This window comes from Streptomyces sp. UC4497, assembly GCF_054871485.1.
On record NZ_JBTYHB010000013.1, the window covers coordinates 16023 to 31065 of the forward strand.

Annotated in this window: 13 protein-coding genes; 5 read left to right on the forward strand and 8 right to left on the reverse strand. The window is 71.0% G+C overall.

From position 1 onward, the window contains the following. Positions 1–68 precede the first annotated feature (68 nt). From ACYSUO_RS19720 to ACYSUO_RS19735, 4 genes are read left to right on the forward strand one after another with little or no spacing between them, the layout of a single operon-like run. On the forward strand, positions 69–938 hold the full coding sequence (locus ACYSUO_RS19720) for an NAD(P)-dependent oxidoreductase (protein ID WP_461777475.1): 870 nt from the start codon (positions 69–71) through the stop codon (positions 936–938). A 13-nt stretch (positions 939–951) separates the two neighbouring features. Beyond that, entirely contained in the window at positions 952–2508 is a 1557-nt protein-coding gene (locus tag ACYSUO_RS19725; RefSeq protein ID WP_461777476.1) for an aldehyde dehydrogenase family protein, read from the forward strand. 10 nt (positions 2509–2518) lie between these two features. Continuing rightward, a complete protein-coding gene (locus ACYSUO_RS19730) occupies positions 2519–3736 on the forward strand; it encodes an amidohydrolase (protein WP_461777477.1) in 1218 nt (405 codons plus the stop codon). Positions 3737–3740: 4 nt separating this feature from the next. Next, the gene (locus tag ACYSUO_RS19735) at positions 3741–5087 is read left to right on the forward strand and encodes a DUF3100 domain-containing protein (RefSeq protein ID WP_461777478.1); all 1347 of its coding nucleotides are present in this window, start codon (positions 3741–3743) and stop codon (positions 5085–5087) included. Positions 5088–5143: 56 nt separating this feature from the next. Here ACYSUO_RS19735 and ACYSUO_RS19740 read toward each other — a convergent pair whose 3' ends face one another. From ACYSUO_RS19740 to ACYSUO_RS19750, 3 genes are all read right to left on the reverse strand, one after another. Then, positions 5144–5488, reverse strand: a complete 345-nt coding sequence (locus ACYSUO_RS19740) for a WhiB family transcriptional regulator (RefSeq protein WP_461777688.1) — start codon at positions 5486–5488, stop codon at positions 5144–5146. A 172-nt stretch (positions 5489–5660) separates the two neighbouring features. Continuing rightward, on the reverse strand, positions 5661–7379 hold the full coding sequence (locus ACYSUO_RS19745) for an adenine deaminase C-terminal domain-containing protein (RefSeq protein ID WP_461777479.1): 1719 nt from the start codon (positions 7377–7379) through the stop codon (positions 5661–5663). Between the two features lie 47 nt (positions 7380–7426). After that, positions 7427–8788, reverse strand: coding sequence for an NCS2 family permease (locus tag ACYSUO_RS19750; RefSeq protein ID WP_461777480.1), 1362 nt, complete (start codon positions 8786–8788; stop codon positions 7427–7429). Positions 8789–9042: 254 nt separating this feature from the next. Between ACYSUO_RS19750 and ACYSUO_RS19755 the strand changes: the two genes are divergently transcribed. Next, a complete protein-coding gene (locus tag ACYSUO_RS19755) occupies positions 9043–10020 on the forward strand; it encodes a LacI family DNA-binding transcriptional regulator (RefSeq protein WP_461777481.1) in 978 nt (325 codons plus the stop codon). Positions 10021–10127: 107 nt separating this feature from the next. Here ACYSUO_RS19755 and ACYSUO_RS19760 read toward each other — a convergent pair whose 3' ends face one another. From ACYSUO_RS19760 to ACYSUO_RS19780, 5 genes are all read right to left on the reverse strand, one after another. Further along, a complete protein-coding gene (locus ACYSUO_RS19760) occupies positions 10128–10940 on the reverse strand; it encodes an MOSC domain-containing protein (RefSeq protein WP_461777482.1) in 813 nt (270 codons plus the stop codon). A 14-nt stretch (positions 10941–10954) separates the two neighbouring features. Continuing rightward, positions 10955–11941 carry an aliphatic sulfonate ABC transporter substrate-binding protein gene (locus ACYSUO_RS19765; RefSeq protein WP_461777483.1) on the reverse strand — a complete coding sequence of 329 codons (987 nt, stop codon included), beginning with the start codon at positions 11939–11941 and terminating at the stop codon, positions 10955–10957. 63 nt (positions 11942–12004) lie between these two features. Beyond that, positions 12005–12784 carry an ABC transporter ATP-binding protein gene (locus ACYSUO_RS19770; protein WP_461777484.1) on the reverse strand — a complete coding sequence of 260 codons (780 nt, stop codon included), beginning with the start codon at positions 12782–12784 and terminating at the stop codon, positions 12005–12007. Beyond that, a complete protein-coding gene (locus ACYSUO_RS19775) occupies positions 12781–13593 on the reverse strand; it encodes an ABC transporter permease (RefSeq protein WP_461777486.1) in 813 nt (270 codons plus the stop codon). The genes ACYSUO_RS19770 and ACYSUO_RS19775 overlap by 4 nt, the downstream gene beginning before the upstream one ends. Before the next feature lie 19 nt (positions 13594–13612). Beyond that, positions 13613–14863, reverse strand: coding sequence for an ROK family transcriptional regulator (locus ACYSUO_RS19780; protein ID WP_461777487.1), 1251 nt, complete (start codon positions 14861–14863; stop codon positions 13613–13615). Between the last annotated feature and the right edge of the window lie 180 nt (positions 14864–15043).

The following is a 15043-nucleotide window of genomic DNA, read 5'->3' on the forward strand; positions in this document are numbered from 1 at the left end:
TCTCGACTGACACCCCGAGCGACGGGGGCGCCGCGCCTCCTGCCCCCTCCCTCGCGCAAGGAGCACAGATGAGCAAGCACATCGCCGTCGTCGGCCTCGGTTCGATGGGCGGCGCCATGGCCACCGCGCTGGTCGCCGCCGGCTGGCAGGTCCGCGGGTACGACCCCTCCCCCGCGGCCCGGGACACCGCCCAGGAGGCCGGTGTCGACGCCGTCGACACGCTGGAGCAGCTCGCCGGCACCCCGTACGTGGTGCTGTCCCTGCCCTCGGCCCAGGTCGTCGAGGCGAGCCTGCCCGCCCTGCTGGCCCGCCCGGGCACGGTGGCGGTCGTCGACACCACGACGTCGCAGCCCGACACCTCGGCCGCGTGTGCGGCGCTCGCGGCCGAGCATGGTGTGTCGTTCGTCGACGCGCCCGTCTCCGGTGGCCGCACCGGCGCCGTCGCCGGTCGGCTGACCGCCTTCGTGGGCGCCGAGCCGGACGCGCTCGACGCGGCGCGGCCCGTCCTGGACGCCCTCACCGGCGGCCAGTTCCGGCACCTCGGCGGACCCGGCTCGGGCAACGTGGTCAAGCTGCTCAACAACATGCTGGCCGCGGTCAACCTGGTGGCGGTCGGCGAGGCGCTGGCCGTCGCGAAGTCCTACGGCGTCGACCCGGCCGCCTCCGCCGCCGGAATCAGTGGCGCGTCCGGTGCCAGCAAGGCGTCCGCCGCCATGTATCCGGACTGGGTGCTCAGCGGCACGTACGACTCCGGGTTCTCGCTCGGACTGATGGCGCGGGACGCCGCCCTGGCCGTCGAGACCGCGAAGCAGCGCGGTGGGACACCTCAGTTGCTGGCCGCCGCGAGCGAGCGGTGGCAGGAGGCCCTGGCCGAACTGGGCCCGGCCGCCGACTTCTCCGAGATAGCCCGCACCGTCGCACCGACCCTCACGCGTTAAGGACCGACGCACCATGAACACCACGACTTTCTCGATCGGCTCCGCGACCTCCGGTGCCGCCACCGCCCGAGCGGCACTGGACGCTCACTTCCCGCAGGGGCTCGGCTCGTTCGTCGACGGCCAGGTACTCCCCGGCCGCGGCGAAGCCGTCAGCCTCACGTCCGCCGCCACCTCGGAGTGGGTGGCCGACTACGCCGACGCCGGCACGGAGGGCGCCGACGCCGTCCTCGCGAGCGCGGTGCGCGGCGCCGAGGTGTGGGCCGCCACCGACCCCTTCGAGCGCGCGGCGATCCTGCGGGAGGTCTCCCGTACCGTCGCCGAGCACGTCGAGGAACTCGCGGCGCTGGAGTCCGCCACCACCGGCAAGCCGATCCGCGACACCCGCGGCGAGGCCGCCAAGGTCGCCGAGATGTTCGGCTACTACGCGGGCTGGGCGGACAAGCTGCTCGGACACACCATCCCGGTCCCCGGCAACTGGCACACGTACACCGAGCGGGTTCCGTGGGGTGTCGTCGTGGCGATCACGCCGTGGAACGCGCCGCTGTTCACCGGAGGCTGGAACTCGGCGGCGCCGCTCGCCGCGGGCAACGCGGTCGTGGTCAAGCCCAGCGAGTTCACGCCCGCATCCACGGTGCGCCTGGCGCAGCTGGCACACCAGGCCGGGCTGCCGGACGGTGTGTTCAACGTCGCCACCGGCCTGGGTTCCACCGTCGGCGCCACCCTCACCAGTGACGCGCGGGTCGGGAAGGTGTCCTTCATCGGCTCGGTGGGCACGGGGCGGCGGGTGGCCGTCGCGGCGGCGGCCGCGGGCATCCCGACGGTTCTCGAGCTGGGCGGCAAGAGCGCCAACATCGTGTTCGCCGACGCCGATCTGGACCGGGCGGCGGACGGCGCCGTTTCCGCGATCTTCTCCGGGGCCGGGCAGTCGTGTGTGGCCGGTTCGCGGCTGCTGGTGGAGCGGTCGGTGCACGCCGAGTTCGTGGCGCGTGTCGCGGAGCGGGCGGCCCGGCTGCGGGTCGGCGATCCGCTGGACCCGGAGACCGAGGTCGGCCCGATCATCACGGAGTCGCAGTTCGCCACGGTCACCTCGCTCGTCGAGGCCGGCATCGCGGGCGGCGCCCGCCGCGCCACGGCGGCGAGCCTGCCCACCCAGGTCACCAACTCCCCTCTCGTGGACGGACGTTGGGTGCTGCCGACCGTGCTGGACGGGGTCAGCCCCGCCAATGTGCTGGAGACCACCGAGGTGTTCGGCCCGGTCGTCGGGGTCGACTCCTTCTTCACCGAGGCCGAGGCCATCGAGCGCGCCAACGCCACCACCTTCGGGCTCGCGGGCGCGGTGTGGACCCAGGATGTCGCTCGGGCCCACCATGTGGCCCGCTCCGTGAAGGCAGGTACCTTCTGGATCAACTCGTACAAGACGATCCACGTGGCCGTGCCCTTCGGTGGCTTCGGTGACTCCGGGCACGGCCGGTCCTCCGGCCCCGGCGTGCTGGACGAGTACACCCAGACCAAGGCCGTGTGGACGCCCACGTGTGCCGCCGGTTCCCCGTTCCCGTCGCTGAGCTACTGAGGAGTTCTCCATGAGCCGGACACACACCGTCGCCGAGGGCGACCGACTCAAGAAGGACACCTCCGCCGGTGTCACCAAATGGGAGGGACAGGTGCTGTCCCTGGCCCGCTCCCTGCACGCCCGTCCCGAGCTCTCCTTCGAGGAGACCGAGTCCGCGGCGGCGATCACCGCGCTGCTCGCCGAGGGCGGGTTCACCGTCGAGCACGGCACGGGCGGTCTGCCCACCGCGTTCACGGCGACCGCGGGAAGCGGCGACCTGACGGTGGCGCTGTGTGTCGAGTACGACGCGCTGCCCGAGGTCGGCCATGCCTGCGGGCACAATCTCATCGCCGGTGCGTCGGTGGCCGCGGCCCTGGCCCTCGCCCCGTACGCCGACGAGTTGGGCATCACGCTCAAGGCGATCGGCACTCCGGCCGAGGAGCACGGTGGCGGCAAGTCACTGCTCCTGGAGGCGGGCGCGTTCAACGGGGTGGGCCTGGCCCTGATGGTGCACCCGGTGCAGGACGGTGTCTCGTACAACCCGGCGGGGACCACCGCGCAGGCGGTCGGCCGCTACCGTGCCGTGTTCTCCGGCCGTGCCGCGCACGCGGCGGCCGCGCCCCACCAGGGTGTGAACGCCGCGGACGGCGCCACCATCGCCCAGGTGGCCATCGGGCTGCTGCGCCAGCAGATCCCCGGCGACCATCGCGTGGCGCTGTTCGTGTCCGAGGCCGGCGTGGCCACCAACATCATCCCCGAGCGGGCCGTCGTCGACTTCGAGTGCCGGGCGTTCACCCTGCCCGAGTACGAGGCACTCCTCGCCCGCGTGCGGCGCTGCTTCGAAGGGGCCGCCCTGGCGAGCGGCACCGAGGTGGTCATCGAGGCGACCGAGCCGCTGTACGAACCGCTCGTCCAGGACGACGCGTTGGCCGGGTACTGGACGGCCGCGATGGAGTCGTTCGGCCGTGACACCACGTCCAGTGGCCGGCTCGGCGGCGGATCGACCGACATGGGCAATGTCAGTCAGGTCATCCCGAGTCTGCACCCCTGGCTGAGCATCCCCGGGGCCGAAGTGCCCATCCACTCCCACGGATTCACCGCGGTCGCCGATACCGACGCGGCGTACGAGCTGATGCTCGAAGCGGCCCGCGCGCTCGCCTGGACCGTCGTCGACGCCGCGGGCGATCCCGAGCAGCGTGCCCGCTTCGAGGGCGCCGCCTACCACCGTGACATCAGAAGGGCCGGGTGACGACATGTCCACCCTCGTCAAGCCGAACGACCGCGGCACGCGGACACGTCAGACGCTGCCGATCGCCGGGCTCGCCCTGGTGATCGCGCTGGTCGTGCAGTTCATCGGTGAACTCGACATCGACCTGGGCATCGGCTCCATCATCATCTTTCCCATGGTGTGGGGCCTGCTGCTGGGTCTGCTGGTGTCGATCCAGAAGTTCCGGCCGCTGGGCATCGATCTGCAGAAGGTGGCGGCGGCGCTCGTCGGCGTCGCGGTGATGATCCTGGTCGCCCGACTGGCGTTCAACATCGGCCCCAGCCTCCCGACGCTCGCCGACGCCGGTCCCGCGCTGCTGCTCCAGGAGATCGGGCATCTGCTCGGCACGGTCGCGATCGCGCTGCCGCTCGCCGTGCTGCTGCGCATGGGCAAGGCGACGGTGGGCGCCACGTTCTCCCTGGACCGCGAGCCGTCGTTCGCGATGGTCTCGGAGAAGTACGGTCCCGACTCCGACCAGTACCGCGGTGTGCTCGCCATGTACGTGTTCGGCACGATGTTCGGAGCGGTGTTCATCACGCTCCTGACCTCGCTGGTGTCGAACTGGAACATCTTCGACCCGCTGGCCCTGGCGATGGGCGCGGGTGTCGGCTCCGGGTCGATGATGGCCGCGTCCTCCGCCAGCATCGTGGCCGCCTATCCCGGCGACGAGCAGGCCATCCTGGGCATGGCCGCGGTCTCCAACCTGATCACGACGATCCTCGGTGTGTACGTCGGCATCTACCTGGCGCTGCCGCTGGCGGACCGCTTCTACCGTTTCCTGACGCGCCGCGGGCGCACGGAGGCGACAGGGGCCGCGCCGACCGAACCGCACGAGGATGAGCAGAGCGCTGCGGAGAACCGGGCCTTTCGCGAGCAGGTGGCCTCGGCGGCGGGCGAGATCAAGCTGCCGCTCTGGCTGTCGCTCGGCGTGCTGACGGTGCTCGGCATCGGCACCGCCTCCGTCGCGGCGGGGCACATCAGCCTGGACATCATCGGCGGTTACGCCGTGCTGCTGGCCCTGGTGCTGGTCGGGCTCATCCTGGCCAAGGTCAGCCGGAAGATCTCGGCGATCGTATGGATCACCACCGTCGGCGCGTACGTGTCCAGTCCGTGGTTCTTCGCCTCCGACACACTGAACCGCCTTGTGTCGTCGGTGGACTTCCTGTCCATCGCGACCATCATGCTGACGCTGGCGGGGCTCTCCCTCGGCAAGGATCTGCCGCTGCTGCGCCGCATCGGTTGGAAGATCGTCCCGGTCGGGCTCGTGGCCATCACCGCGTCGTTCCTGCTCTCGGTCGTCATCGCCGAGTTCACGCTCGGGGCGTGGGGCTAGGGTCCTTCTGACGGATCAGGGTCCGTCGTTCGGCTCAGTCCCTGAGGACCCCCCCCTCACGACACCCCCGCGTGCTCCGCTCGGACAGGCCGCTCGTGCTCGGCGCGGGCGGCCTCGAGCAGGCTGCGCCACGAGGTGACGGTCGGTCGCCGGCGCAGCAGGGCGCGGCGCTCGCGCTCGGTCATCCCGCCCCAGACCCCGTGCTGGATCCGCTGATCCAGTGCGTGGGCCAGGCATTCGGTCTTGATCACGCATCCGCCGCAGATGCGCTTGGCGCTGCTCTGCGCGGCCCCTTCGACGAACAACTCGTCGGGGTCCGTTGTGCGGCATGCCGCCTGATCCCACCGGGAAATCTGATCGTCGCGCACTTCTCCCGCCCCCTTCTCCGTATCGCCTCTCAGCGTAGTCGCGTCGTCACTTTAGGCCATACGTGCAGCTCGCGCACCCCACCCCCTCTGAACACACGGTCAATTGACGATCCGAAACGGACAAATGGCGTGCCGTTACGGGCAGTTCGAGGGGGTGTGGTGACGCACACAGAGCGGAGTGGGGGGCCGGACGCGACCGCGCGGCTCAGGCTCCCGTCGTGGCCCCCACGGGCTCGCGGCGCACGACGTCGACCAGGGAGCGGTCGGTGATCTTGAGGGCGGGTGAGACGGCGAGGGTCAGGGTCGACACGCTCATGAACGGGTTGAGGTGGCGCCAGCCCCAGTTCTCCAGCGCCGCGCGCACCGCGGCCGCCTGGTCGGCGACGTCCCCGGCCGGGCGGGCGGACAGCACGCCGCCCACGGGCAGCGGCATCCGCGCCGCGATCGACTGGCCCTCGGGTCCGCCGACCACGGCGACGCCTCCCCCGTCCGCGACGACGGTCGACGCGGCGGCGGCCATGGCGACGCGGGAGGTGCCGATGGTCAGGAGGTTGTGGCTGTCGTGGGCGTACGTCGACGCCACGGCGCCCTCGGTCAGTTCGCGGCCGAGGAGGGGTGCGAAGACCGCGCCCTCGCGTCCGTAGCGGTTGCGCACGCGGACGAGGGCGGTGCGGCCCTCCCACTGCACTTCGCCACCGTGGACCGGGAGTCGGATCTCCGCCGCTTCGGTGTAGGTGTCCCGCTCGTTGACCCGCATGGCGCGGAAGGCGTGCTCCCCGTCGGGCAGGTCGACGGTCCAGCGGAACGTGTCCGCGTCCTGCGGTTCGACGTCGAGGCGGCTGTCGAGCGGTGCGACGGCCGGGGCCTCGGCGCCCGCCACCGAGCGCGCGGGCGCGCCGTCCCGGCCCACCACCCGGCCGCCGGACAGCACCAACGCCGGTTCGAACGAGGCGAGTTCGCCGCGCAGCAGCACCAGGTCGGCGCGCTTGCCCGGCGAAACGACACCGCGGTCGTGGAGACGGAGGCGCTGCGCCGGCGTCCACGTCAGGGCCTTCAGGACGACGTGCGCGGGGAATCCGGCGGCGACCGCGACCCGCGCGATGTGGTCGAGGTGTCCCTTGTCGACGATGTGGTCGGCGGCCAGGTCGTCGGTCACCAGGCACAGCGGCGGGAGCTGCGGCAGTGCGAGGAGGGCCTCGGCCACCTCCTCGCTGAGGCACTTCTCCTGGAGCATCATCGTCATGCCGAGGCGGGCCTTCTCCAGGACCACCTCGGTGCGGTTCTTGGTGTGGTCGGAGTCCACTCCGGTGGCCAGGTAGGCGCTGAGTTCGGCGCCGGTCAGGTTCGGGCAGTGGCCGTCAAGAATGACATCCTGCGCGCGGGCGGCGGCGGTGATCTCGTGCATGCGGCGGTCGCCCGCGACCACGGCCCGGTAGTCCATGACCTCGCCGAGCGCGATGACTCCGGGCCAGCGCAGCATCTCCGCGATGTCGTCCGCGGACAGCGCGGCGCCGGCGTGCTCCAGGCCCTCCAGGGCGGGCACGCACGACGGGACGCCCCACAGCTGGGTCTGGGCGGTCTCCCGGCCGGCGTCGATCATCCAGCGCATGGCGTCGCGCCCGGCGACGTTGACGATCTCGTGGGGGTCGGCGAGCACGGTCGTCGTGCCGCGAGCGAGCGTCACCGCGGCGAACTCCTGCGGCGTCAGGAACGCGCTCTCGATGTGCATGTGCGCGTCGACGAAGCCGGGGACGACGAGCATGCCGGTCGCGTCGATCTCCTCGCGGGCGTCGGCCGGGGTGCCCGGCGGCAGCACCGCGCTGATCGTCTCGCCTCGTACGAGGACGTCCGCGGCGAACTCCTCGCCGGTGAAGGTGGACACCACGCGCCCGCCGCTGATCCGGAGGTCGTGCTGCTCACTCATGGGGTCGTGCTCCTTCAGAAGGGGGTCGTCACAGGGGCGGGGCGCCGTCACGGGACGAGTGTGTAGAAGTAGTAGCCCAGCGGGACCATGACGATCCACAGCGGCCAGGGCACCTCGCGTACCCGGCCGCTGACCGTCTTGACGAGGACGTGGGCCGCGAGCCCGACCGCGATGCCGGTGCCGAAGTTGCCGAAGAACAGCGTGGTGGCGACGGTGAGGGCCGCCGGGATCGCGTTGGTCGGATCCTTGAAGTCGACGTTCTTGAGGGCGCCGAGCATGTTCAGGCCGATGTAGATCAGCACGGGCGCGGTGGCCGCCGAGGGGATCAGCGTCGCGAACGGCGTGACGAGCAGCAGCAGTCCGAAGCCGCACGCCGCCCACACGGAGGCGAGGCCGGTCTTGCCTCCCGCGTCGGCCGCGGCCGACGACTCCAGGTAGGCCGTCATCGACGGGGCGCCGACGGCCGAACCGCCCATCACGGACACCGAGTCGACGAGGAAGGGGCGGCGGGAGCCGGGGATGTTGCCGTCCTTGTCGAGCAGCCCGGCGCGCCCCGAGACGGCGAGGAGGGTGCCGGTCATGGAGAAGAACTCGGACACGAAGAAGGCGAAGATGTACGGGAAGTACTCGGGCTTGAGCGCCCCGAGGATGTCGATGTGGAAGAGCAGCGGCCCGGGCGAGTCGGGGGCGGCGAAGAGGCTGTCGGGGACGTCCGTGACCCCGAGGGGGATGCCGACGATCGTGACGGCCGCGATGGTGATGAGGAACGCGCCGGGCACCTTGCGCGAGGCGAGCGCGGTGAGCAGCAGCAGACCGCCCAGCGCGAGCAGCCCGGCGGGCTTCGACAGGTCACCGACGGCGAGGGCGGCCTTGTCGGCGTTGCCCACGACAAGGTCGGCGTCGCGGAAGCCGATGAGGGCGATGTAGAGGCCGAGGCCGCCGCTGATGGCGTACTTGAGGTTCATCGGCATCAGGCGCGTGACGAGGTCACGGATGCCGAGCAGGGTCAGCACCAGGAAGGCGACGCCGGACCAGAACACCATGCCGAGCGCCGTGTCCCACGGGACGTGGTCCTGGCCGACGATGGTGAAGGCGATCAGCGCCACCCCGCCGAGGCCGGGCGCGACGACGAACGGCAGGTTGGCGATGAGGCCCATCGCCAGGGTCGCCAGCGCGATGGCGATGATGACGGCGGTGGTCGCGGCGCCGTGCGGCACGCCCGCGCCCGCCAGTTGGCCGGGGACCACGACGACGGCGTAGGCGGCAGCCATGAACATCGAGGCGCCGGCGACGAGTTCCGTGCGCGGGGTGCTGCCGCGGCCGCGGACACGGAAGAGCCGCTCGACGAGTGACGAGGACTCGGGGGCGGCGTCGGCCTGCTCGCCGGACGGCGGAGCGGTGGTGGACATGGGGACCTCGGCGGGATGAGGGGTGGGCAGGGGTCTGCGGCGACGTCGGCGCGAAAAGTGCGCGGGGCGTGCGGGCACCCGGCTGGGTACGGTCTCTGCAACCAGTCTCTGCAACCGGTTGCAGAGACCGGTTGCAGGTATCATGACACGGCATAAAGGGAAAGTGAACAGCGGCCCGGGCAGTTCCTCGGAACAACTGGTGACTCGGGCCGAAGGCCGAACGGCACACGCGACGCGGGCAGCAGGGGGCAACAGTGGCGACACTCATGGACGTGGCGCACGCGGCGGGGGTGTCGAAGGCCACCGCCTCGCGGGCGTTGCAGCGCCCCGACATGGTCGCGGAGGGAACGCGGCTTCGGGTGCGGGAAGCCGCGGACCGGCTGGGCTTTCAGCCCAACGCGGCGGCCCGCGCCCTGACCACCGGGCGCACGGGGCTGATCGGCCTGATCGTGCCGACGCTCTCCAACCCCTTCTTCGCTCCCCTGGTCATCGGCGCGCAGCAGGCGGCGGAGGACACCGAGAGCCATCTGCTCATCGCGGTGTCCGAGTACGACGCGGAGCGCGAGGCCGCGCTCGCCGACCGGCTGTCCGAGCAGGCCGACGGGCTGATCATGGTGACTCCGGTGGGCACGGACGCGGCGCTGCGCGAGCGGTTCAAGCGTCGGCCGCTGGTGCTCGTCGACCGTCAGGTGGGACGGCTGCCCGCCGTCGTCGCCGACACCGCGGCGGGCCTGGCCGAACTCCTCGGCCATCTGCTGGATCTCGGCCACCGCGAGATCGCCTACGTGTCCGGGCCCGCGGGCTCCTGGGCGGACGAGCAGCGGCGCGCGGCGCTCACCGCGCAGGCTTCCGAGGCGGGCGCCCGCGTCCATGTGCTGGGGCCGCTGCCGCCCACGTTCGACGCGGGCATCGAGGCTTCGCGCACCCTGCCGGGCGCGGCCACGGCCGTTCTCGCGTACAACAGCTATCTCGCGCTGGGCCTGTTGCACGGGCTCGGTGCGACCGGGCGGCGCGTTCCCGAGGACATCAGCCTGGCGGCGGCCGACGACCTGAGCACGCTCGGGGCGACGACTCCGCCGGTGACCGCGCTGGACGTGCCGTTGCGGGAGGTCGGCACGCTCGCCGTCACCCGCCTCCACGAACTGATCGACGGGCAGCGGCGCACGGTGACGTCCCGGGTGCCCGCGGCGCCGGTGCTCCGCGCGTCGACGGCGGGGCCGCGGGTGTCTTGAGGGGGCGGCGCTGCGAGTGCTCTGAGGGTGCGCCGCTGCTGCTGGTGTCGTGAAGGTGGCGCCGCCGCGGATGTCCTGAAGAAGGTGGGTGGCGTCAGCGAGCCGGCTCAGTGGCTCGGCGCCGCCGGGGCCGCCTCCAGTTCCAGTGTGTCGCCGACCGCGATCCGGCCCGGTGTCACCACGTCCGCGTACACGCCGAACAGCACGCCGCGGCCCAAGGTGCTCTCGCCCAGCCCCCGGTACCCCTTGATCAGGGACAGTGTCCGCACTCCCCCGGAGCCGTCGACCGGGTCGCGGTTCACCGCGCCGCACCGCTTCACCGGGCCCTCGACGCGCAGTACGGCGCCGCCGACGCGCACCGTCCGCCCCTCCCAGCTGTCCTCGGCGTGGGGTTCGCCGCCGGAGAAGCCGAGCGTCATACGAAAGCGCCGTTTGTCGACCGCGTCGAGCCCGGACCTGCGGGCCAGTTCGTCCACGGAGGCATCACCGAGGAGCGTGACGGGCCGCAGATCCACTCCGCCGTTGTCGGCATCAGGGCGCACCAGCCGCACCCGTTGCCCCACACGGTCCGAGAAGAGCTCGGCCCACGGTCCCTCGACCACGCGCCCGGTCACCTTGTGGTGCCGGAAGAAGTCGACCTCCAGCGCGTCACCGAGGCGCACCTCGCCGGTGGCCGCCGCGCCGTCGGGGCAGTTCACGGTCAGGACGCCGGACTCCGCCACGTAGTGGGCGGTGTATTCGGCCCAGGCTCCCGTGCGGGTCATGGACAGCAGGTTGCCCTCCGCGTCCACCATGAGGAAGGCCCGGTCGCCCGCGACCCCCGTTCTCGTCAGCTCGACCTCGTCGCGCCGCACCACCCCAAGTCCCTTGATGGCGGTGGTCGTCAGCGAGGTGACCTGGAGTGCTGGAACGGGTGTCATGCGTCGGCGCTCCCCTACTTGGCGTACGTCTCCGAGTACAGATCGGCCACGTAATACTTCCCCGGGTCGGTGTTGTCGTCCAGTTGCTTGTTGCGGACGAAGAAGTCGCCGAGCTTCTTCAGCCAGGTGTCCACCTCTCCGCTCTTGGTCTTGGTGACCAGGTCCTTCGTGGAGAGCGTTTCGACGTGGGAGGCGTCGGCCTTGGCCTGGGCCTCGGTGACCTGGAGCATCTTGGCGGTGAGCTTGATGGTCTCCTCGGGGTGTTCCTGGCGCCAGTCGTTGGCCTGCTGGAGCACCTTGATGACCTTCTTGTTCTTGGCCTCGGGCACCTTGTTGCCGGCGACGAACGCGGTGGGGAAGGAGTCCTTGGTGTCCTTGGTGCTCGCTATCTCGTGCAGGCCGGGGACCTTCTTCCTGATGGTGTCGATGGCGGGGTAGAAGAAGCCGGCGCCGTCGATCTTTCCTGAGGAGAAGGCGGAGACGATGGTGGACGGGTCCATGTTGACCTTGGTGATGTCCTTCGTGGTCATCCCGGCCTTCGCCAGCGCGATGTTGAGGATCATGTCCCCGGAGGTGCCTTCGGGGACGCCGACCCGCTTGCCCTTGAGGTCCTTCATGGACTTCATGCCGGGCTGGCCGATGACACGGTCCGCGTAGGTGAGGGTGTCGATGGCGATGACCTTGGACTTGCCGGAGGCGGGCAGCCACATGGCGCCGGGACCGATGTAGCCGTAGTCGAGGCTGTCGGCGCTGAGCGCCTGGATCTGCACCGGACCGTTGTTGAACGCCTTCACCTTCGCGGTGAGGTCCGCCTTCTTCCACAGGCCCTGCTTCTCGGCGATCGCGAGCAGGCTGGCGCCGTTGTAGTCGGCGATGTAGCCGAAGCGGACCGTGTTGTCGTCCCCCGAGCCGCTGCCCGAGCAGGCGGTGACGGAGAGCGGGAGCATCAGGGCGGCGGGCAGCGCCGTGAGCGTGGTGCGCCTGATCCTGCTTCTGGGCATGCTGGAAGTCCTCTCGGGTGGTGCGCGTGAGCTACGGGGCGGGAGAGTGCGGGTGATGGTGTGTCAGGCGGCGTCGGCCGGTGCGTCCTGGTGGTAGACCGAGGTCCACACCTCGTTGCGGATGCGCCGGAACTCGGGTGACAGGCGGATCTGTTCGGTGCGCGGGTAGGGCAGATCTACCTGGACGACGCGGTGGATACGGCCGGGCCTCGCGGCCATCACGACGACGCGGCTGGCGAGGTAGACCGCCTCGTCCACGTCGTGGGTGATGAACAGGACGGTGCGCTTCTCCTGGCTCCAGGTCGCGAGGAGCTGGTCCTGCAGCTGCACCCGGGTCAGGGCGTCGAGCGCGCCGAACGGCTCGTCCATCAGCAGGACTTGGGGGTCGACCGCGTAGGCGCGGGCGATGGCGCAGCGCTGCTTCATTCCGCCGGACAGCGTCTTGGGCAGGGCGTCGGCGAACTCGTCGAGGCCGACGAGGGCGATGGCCGCCGCGGCGCGACGGCGGCGCTCCGCGGTGGGCACGGAGGCCAACTTGAGGCCGAACTCCACGTTCTGGCGGACCGTCAGCCACGGGAACAGTGCGTACTGCTGGAAGATCACACCCCGGTCGGGTCCCGGCCCGGACACGGGTGTGCCGTCGACCAGGACGGCGCCCGAGTCGGGTTCCTGGAGTCCGGCGGCCATGCTCATCAGGGTGGACTTGCCGCATCCCGAGGGACCGACGACCGTGACGAACTCCTGATCGGCGATGTCGAGGCTGATGCCGTTCAGTGCGGTGAAGGTGGAACCCTTCAGCGGAAAGGTCTTCACCACTTCACGGAAACTGATCTTGCTGTTCATCGACGCTCCTGCCAGCCGGTGAGTCGCCGTTCGGCCAGCAGCAGTAGCCGGTCCATGACGAGTCCGAGCACACCGATAGTGATCAGGGACACGAAGATCGTGTCCATTTCGAACCAGGTGGACGCCTTCTGCATCCGGTAGCCCAACCCCTCCTGCGCGCCGATGAGTTCGGCGGCGACCACGGTCGCCCAGGACGCGCCGAGACCGATGCGCATGCCGACGAGGATGAAGGGTGTGGAGGCGGGGACGACCACCTTGGCGAAGATGGTCCGGTCCGAGGCGCCGAGCACCCGGGCCGCGTTGATCAGTGTCTTGTCGACGTCGACGACCCCCTGGAAGGAGGAGACGACGCAGGCCATGAACGACGCCAGGAAGATCACGGCGATCTTCGGCACCTCGCCGATACCGAGGAGCACCACGGCCAGCGGGATCAGCGCGAGCGGCGGGATGGTGCGGAAGAACTGGATGTACGGCTCGACCAGGGCGCGCACCGTCGGGTACCAGCCCATCAGGAAGCCGATCGGCACCGCCGCGAGCACGCCGAGGGCGTAGCCGAACAGAACCCGGCGCAGGCTCGCGAGAGTGTCGTCGGCCAGGGTGCCGTCGGAGATCATGGTGCCGGCCTTCGCGGCCACGGCCGCCGGTGTGGGCAGGTTCTCGACCCAGCCCATGGCTGCCACGACGGCCCATACGGCGATGCCTGCCGCCACGGCTACGACGTTCAGGATCAGGGGTCGGCCGCGGCCGCGGCGCGGTTGCTGCCGCCGGGTCTCGGCGGTGGTCTTCTGAGCGGGGGTGATCACAGCCATGGGTTCCTCGCTGATGGCTTCACGCGTGCTCCTCGGAGACGGGCTGCGGGTACTGGGTGAGCAGGGGGGATTCGTGGAGGACGAGGGCGATGCCGCCGAGCGCGCTGCCGGCCTCGCCGAGCTTCGCGCGGCGCAGGTCCACGTGGTGCTGGGCCATCGGCATCAGGTGTCGGCGCAGGGCGCGTTCGACCGGGTCGAGGAGGGCGGGTCCCGCCTCGGCGAGTTCGCCGCCGACGACGATGACGCCCGCGCCGACGACGTGGCAGACGGCGGCCAGGACGCCGCCGACGTCGCTGCCGACGTGTTCAAGGACCGCCAGGGCTGTCGGTTCGGCGGCGGCGACCGCTTCGAGGAATCCGGCGAGGTCCTCGGCCTGTCCGCCGGATTCGCGGTAGCGGCTCAGTACGGCGTCGAGCGAGGCGCGGGTCTCCAGGCAGCCGGTGCCGCCGCACTCGCAGGTGCGGCCGCCCACCGGGTCCACGGTGATGTGTCCGAACTCGCCGGACAGACCGTAGCGGCCGCGGTGCAGGGCGCCGCCCACGACCAGGCCGCCGCCGACACCGTGCGACAGGCGCAGGTAGAGCACGTCGCTGCTGTCGGCCGCCGCGCCCCAGACCGCTTCGGCGAGGGCGGCGAGCCGGGTGTTGTTGTCCAGCAGGACCGGCACACCGAACCGTTTGCGCAGCAGGTCGGGCAGGCCGTCGATGCCCTGGGCGTGGGCGTGTTCGCTGCCGGGGTCGGCGATCGGGCCGACGACGCCGACCCCGATCGCGGTGAGTGCGTCGAGGTGCACGCCGGAGGACGGGCCCTGACCACCGGTCCCGCCCTCATCGGCATCGGGCGGGCCGGTGGCCAGGGCGTCGAGGAGCCGTTCCGCGTGCTCGACGCGTTCGGGCCAGGAGAGGTCCGGGGCGTGTGACTCGCTCGCCGAACCGACCACTTCATGGGCGAAGTTGACGGCCGCGACGTGCACGGCGCGGCGCGCGAAGTCGATGCCGACCGCCTCACCCGCTGCCGGGTTGAGGCTGAGCTTCTCCACCGGGCGGCCGCGCTTGCGCGTTTCCACCTGCGGAGTGCTGGCTACCACGGCGCCACTGCCCACCAGGGCGGCGACGATGTCGTGGAGCGTGGTGCGGGAGAGCCCGCTGCGGGTGCTCAACTCGGCGCGGCTCAGCGGGCCCTGCTTGCGCAGCAGCTCGAGAACGGACTGCTCGTGGCCGCGCCGGAGCCGCGTCAGCGGGCCGTCGTGTTCGTGCATGCCGCACAGCATGTGAGGGCCGACGATTTTCGTCAATGAGTCGGAACGAAATACTCGCGACACTCCTTTCTTCAACACCACTCCCCCGCAATGGACTTGACCTGCGACGACGCAGAAGGACGCCGGAGGCGACCGGGTCACGTCACGTTCGGGGAACGCCACACGACTGCAACATTCGCCGCTGACCAGCAC

Bases quoted from the DNA above. Each gene is read 5' to 3' on its own strand.
- ACYSUO_RS19720 (WP_461777475.1), top strand. From the start codon at position 69: ATGAGCAAGCACATCGCCGTCGTCGGCCTCGGTTCGATGGGCGGCGCC.
- ACYSUO_RS19725 (WP_461777476.1), top strand. From the start codon at position 952: ATGAACACCACGACTTTCTCGATCGGCTCCGCGACCTCCGGTGCCGCC.
- ACYSUO_RS19730 (WP_461777477.1), top strand. From the start codon at position 2,519: ATGAGCCGGACACACACCGTCGCCGAGGGCGACCGACTCAAGAAGGAC.
- ACYSUO_RS19735 (WP_461777478.1), top strand. From the start codon at position 3,741: ATGTCCACCCTCGTCAAGCCGAACGACCGCGGCACGCGGACACGTCAG.
- ACYSUO_RS19745 (WP_461777479.1), bottom strand. From the start codon at position 7,379: ATGAGTGAGCAGCACGACCTCCGGATCAGCGGCGGGCGCGTGGTGTCC.
- ACYSUO_RS19750 (WP_461777480.1), bottom strand. From the start codon at position 8,788: ATGTCCACCACCGCTCCGCCGTCCGGCGAGCAGGCCGACGCCGCCCCC.
- ACYSUO_RS19760 (WP_461777482.1), bottom strand. From the start codon at position 10,940: ATGACACCCGTTCCAGCACTCCAGGTCACCTCGCTGACGACCACCGCC.
- ACYSUO_RS19765 (WP_461777483.1), bottom strand. From the start codon at position 11,941: ATGCCCAGAAGCAGGATCAGGCGCACCACGCTCACGGCGCTGCCCGCC.
- ACYSUO_RS19770 (WP_461777484.1), bottom strand. From the start codon at position 12,784: ATGAACAGCAAGATCAGTTTCCGTGAAGTGGTGAAGACCTTTCCGCTG.
- ACYSUO_RS19775 (WP_461777486.1), bottom strand. From the start codon at position 13,593: ATGGCTGTGATCACCCCCGCTCAGAAGACCACCGCCGAGACCCGGCGG.
- ACYSUO_RS19780 (WP_461777487.1), bottom strand. From the start codon at position 14,863: ATGCTGTGCGGCATGCACGAACACGACGGCCCGCTGACGCGGCTCCGG.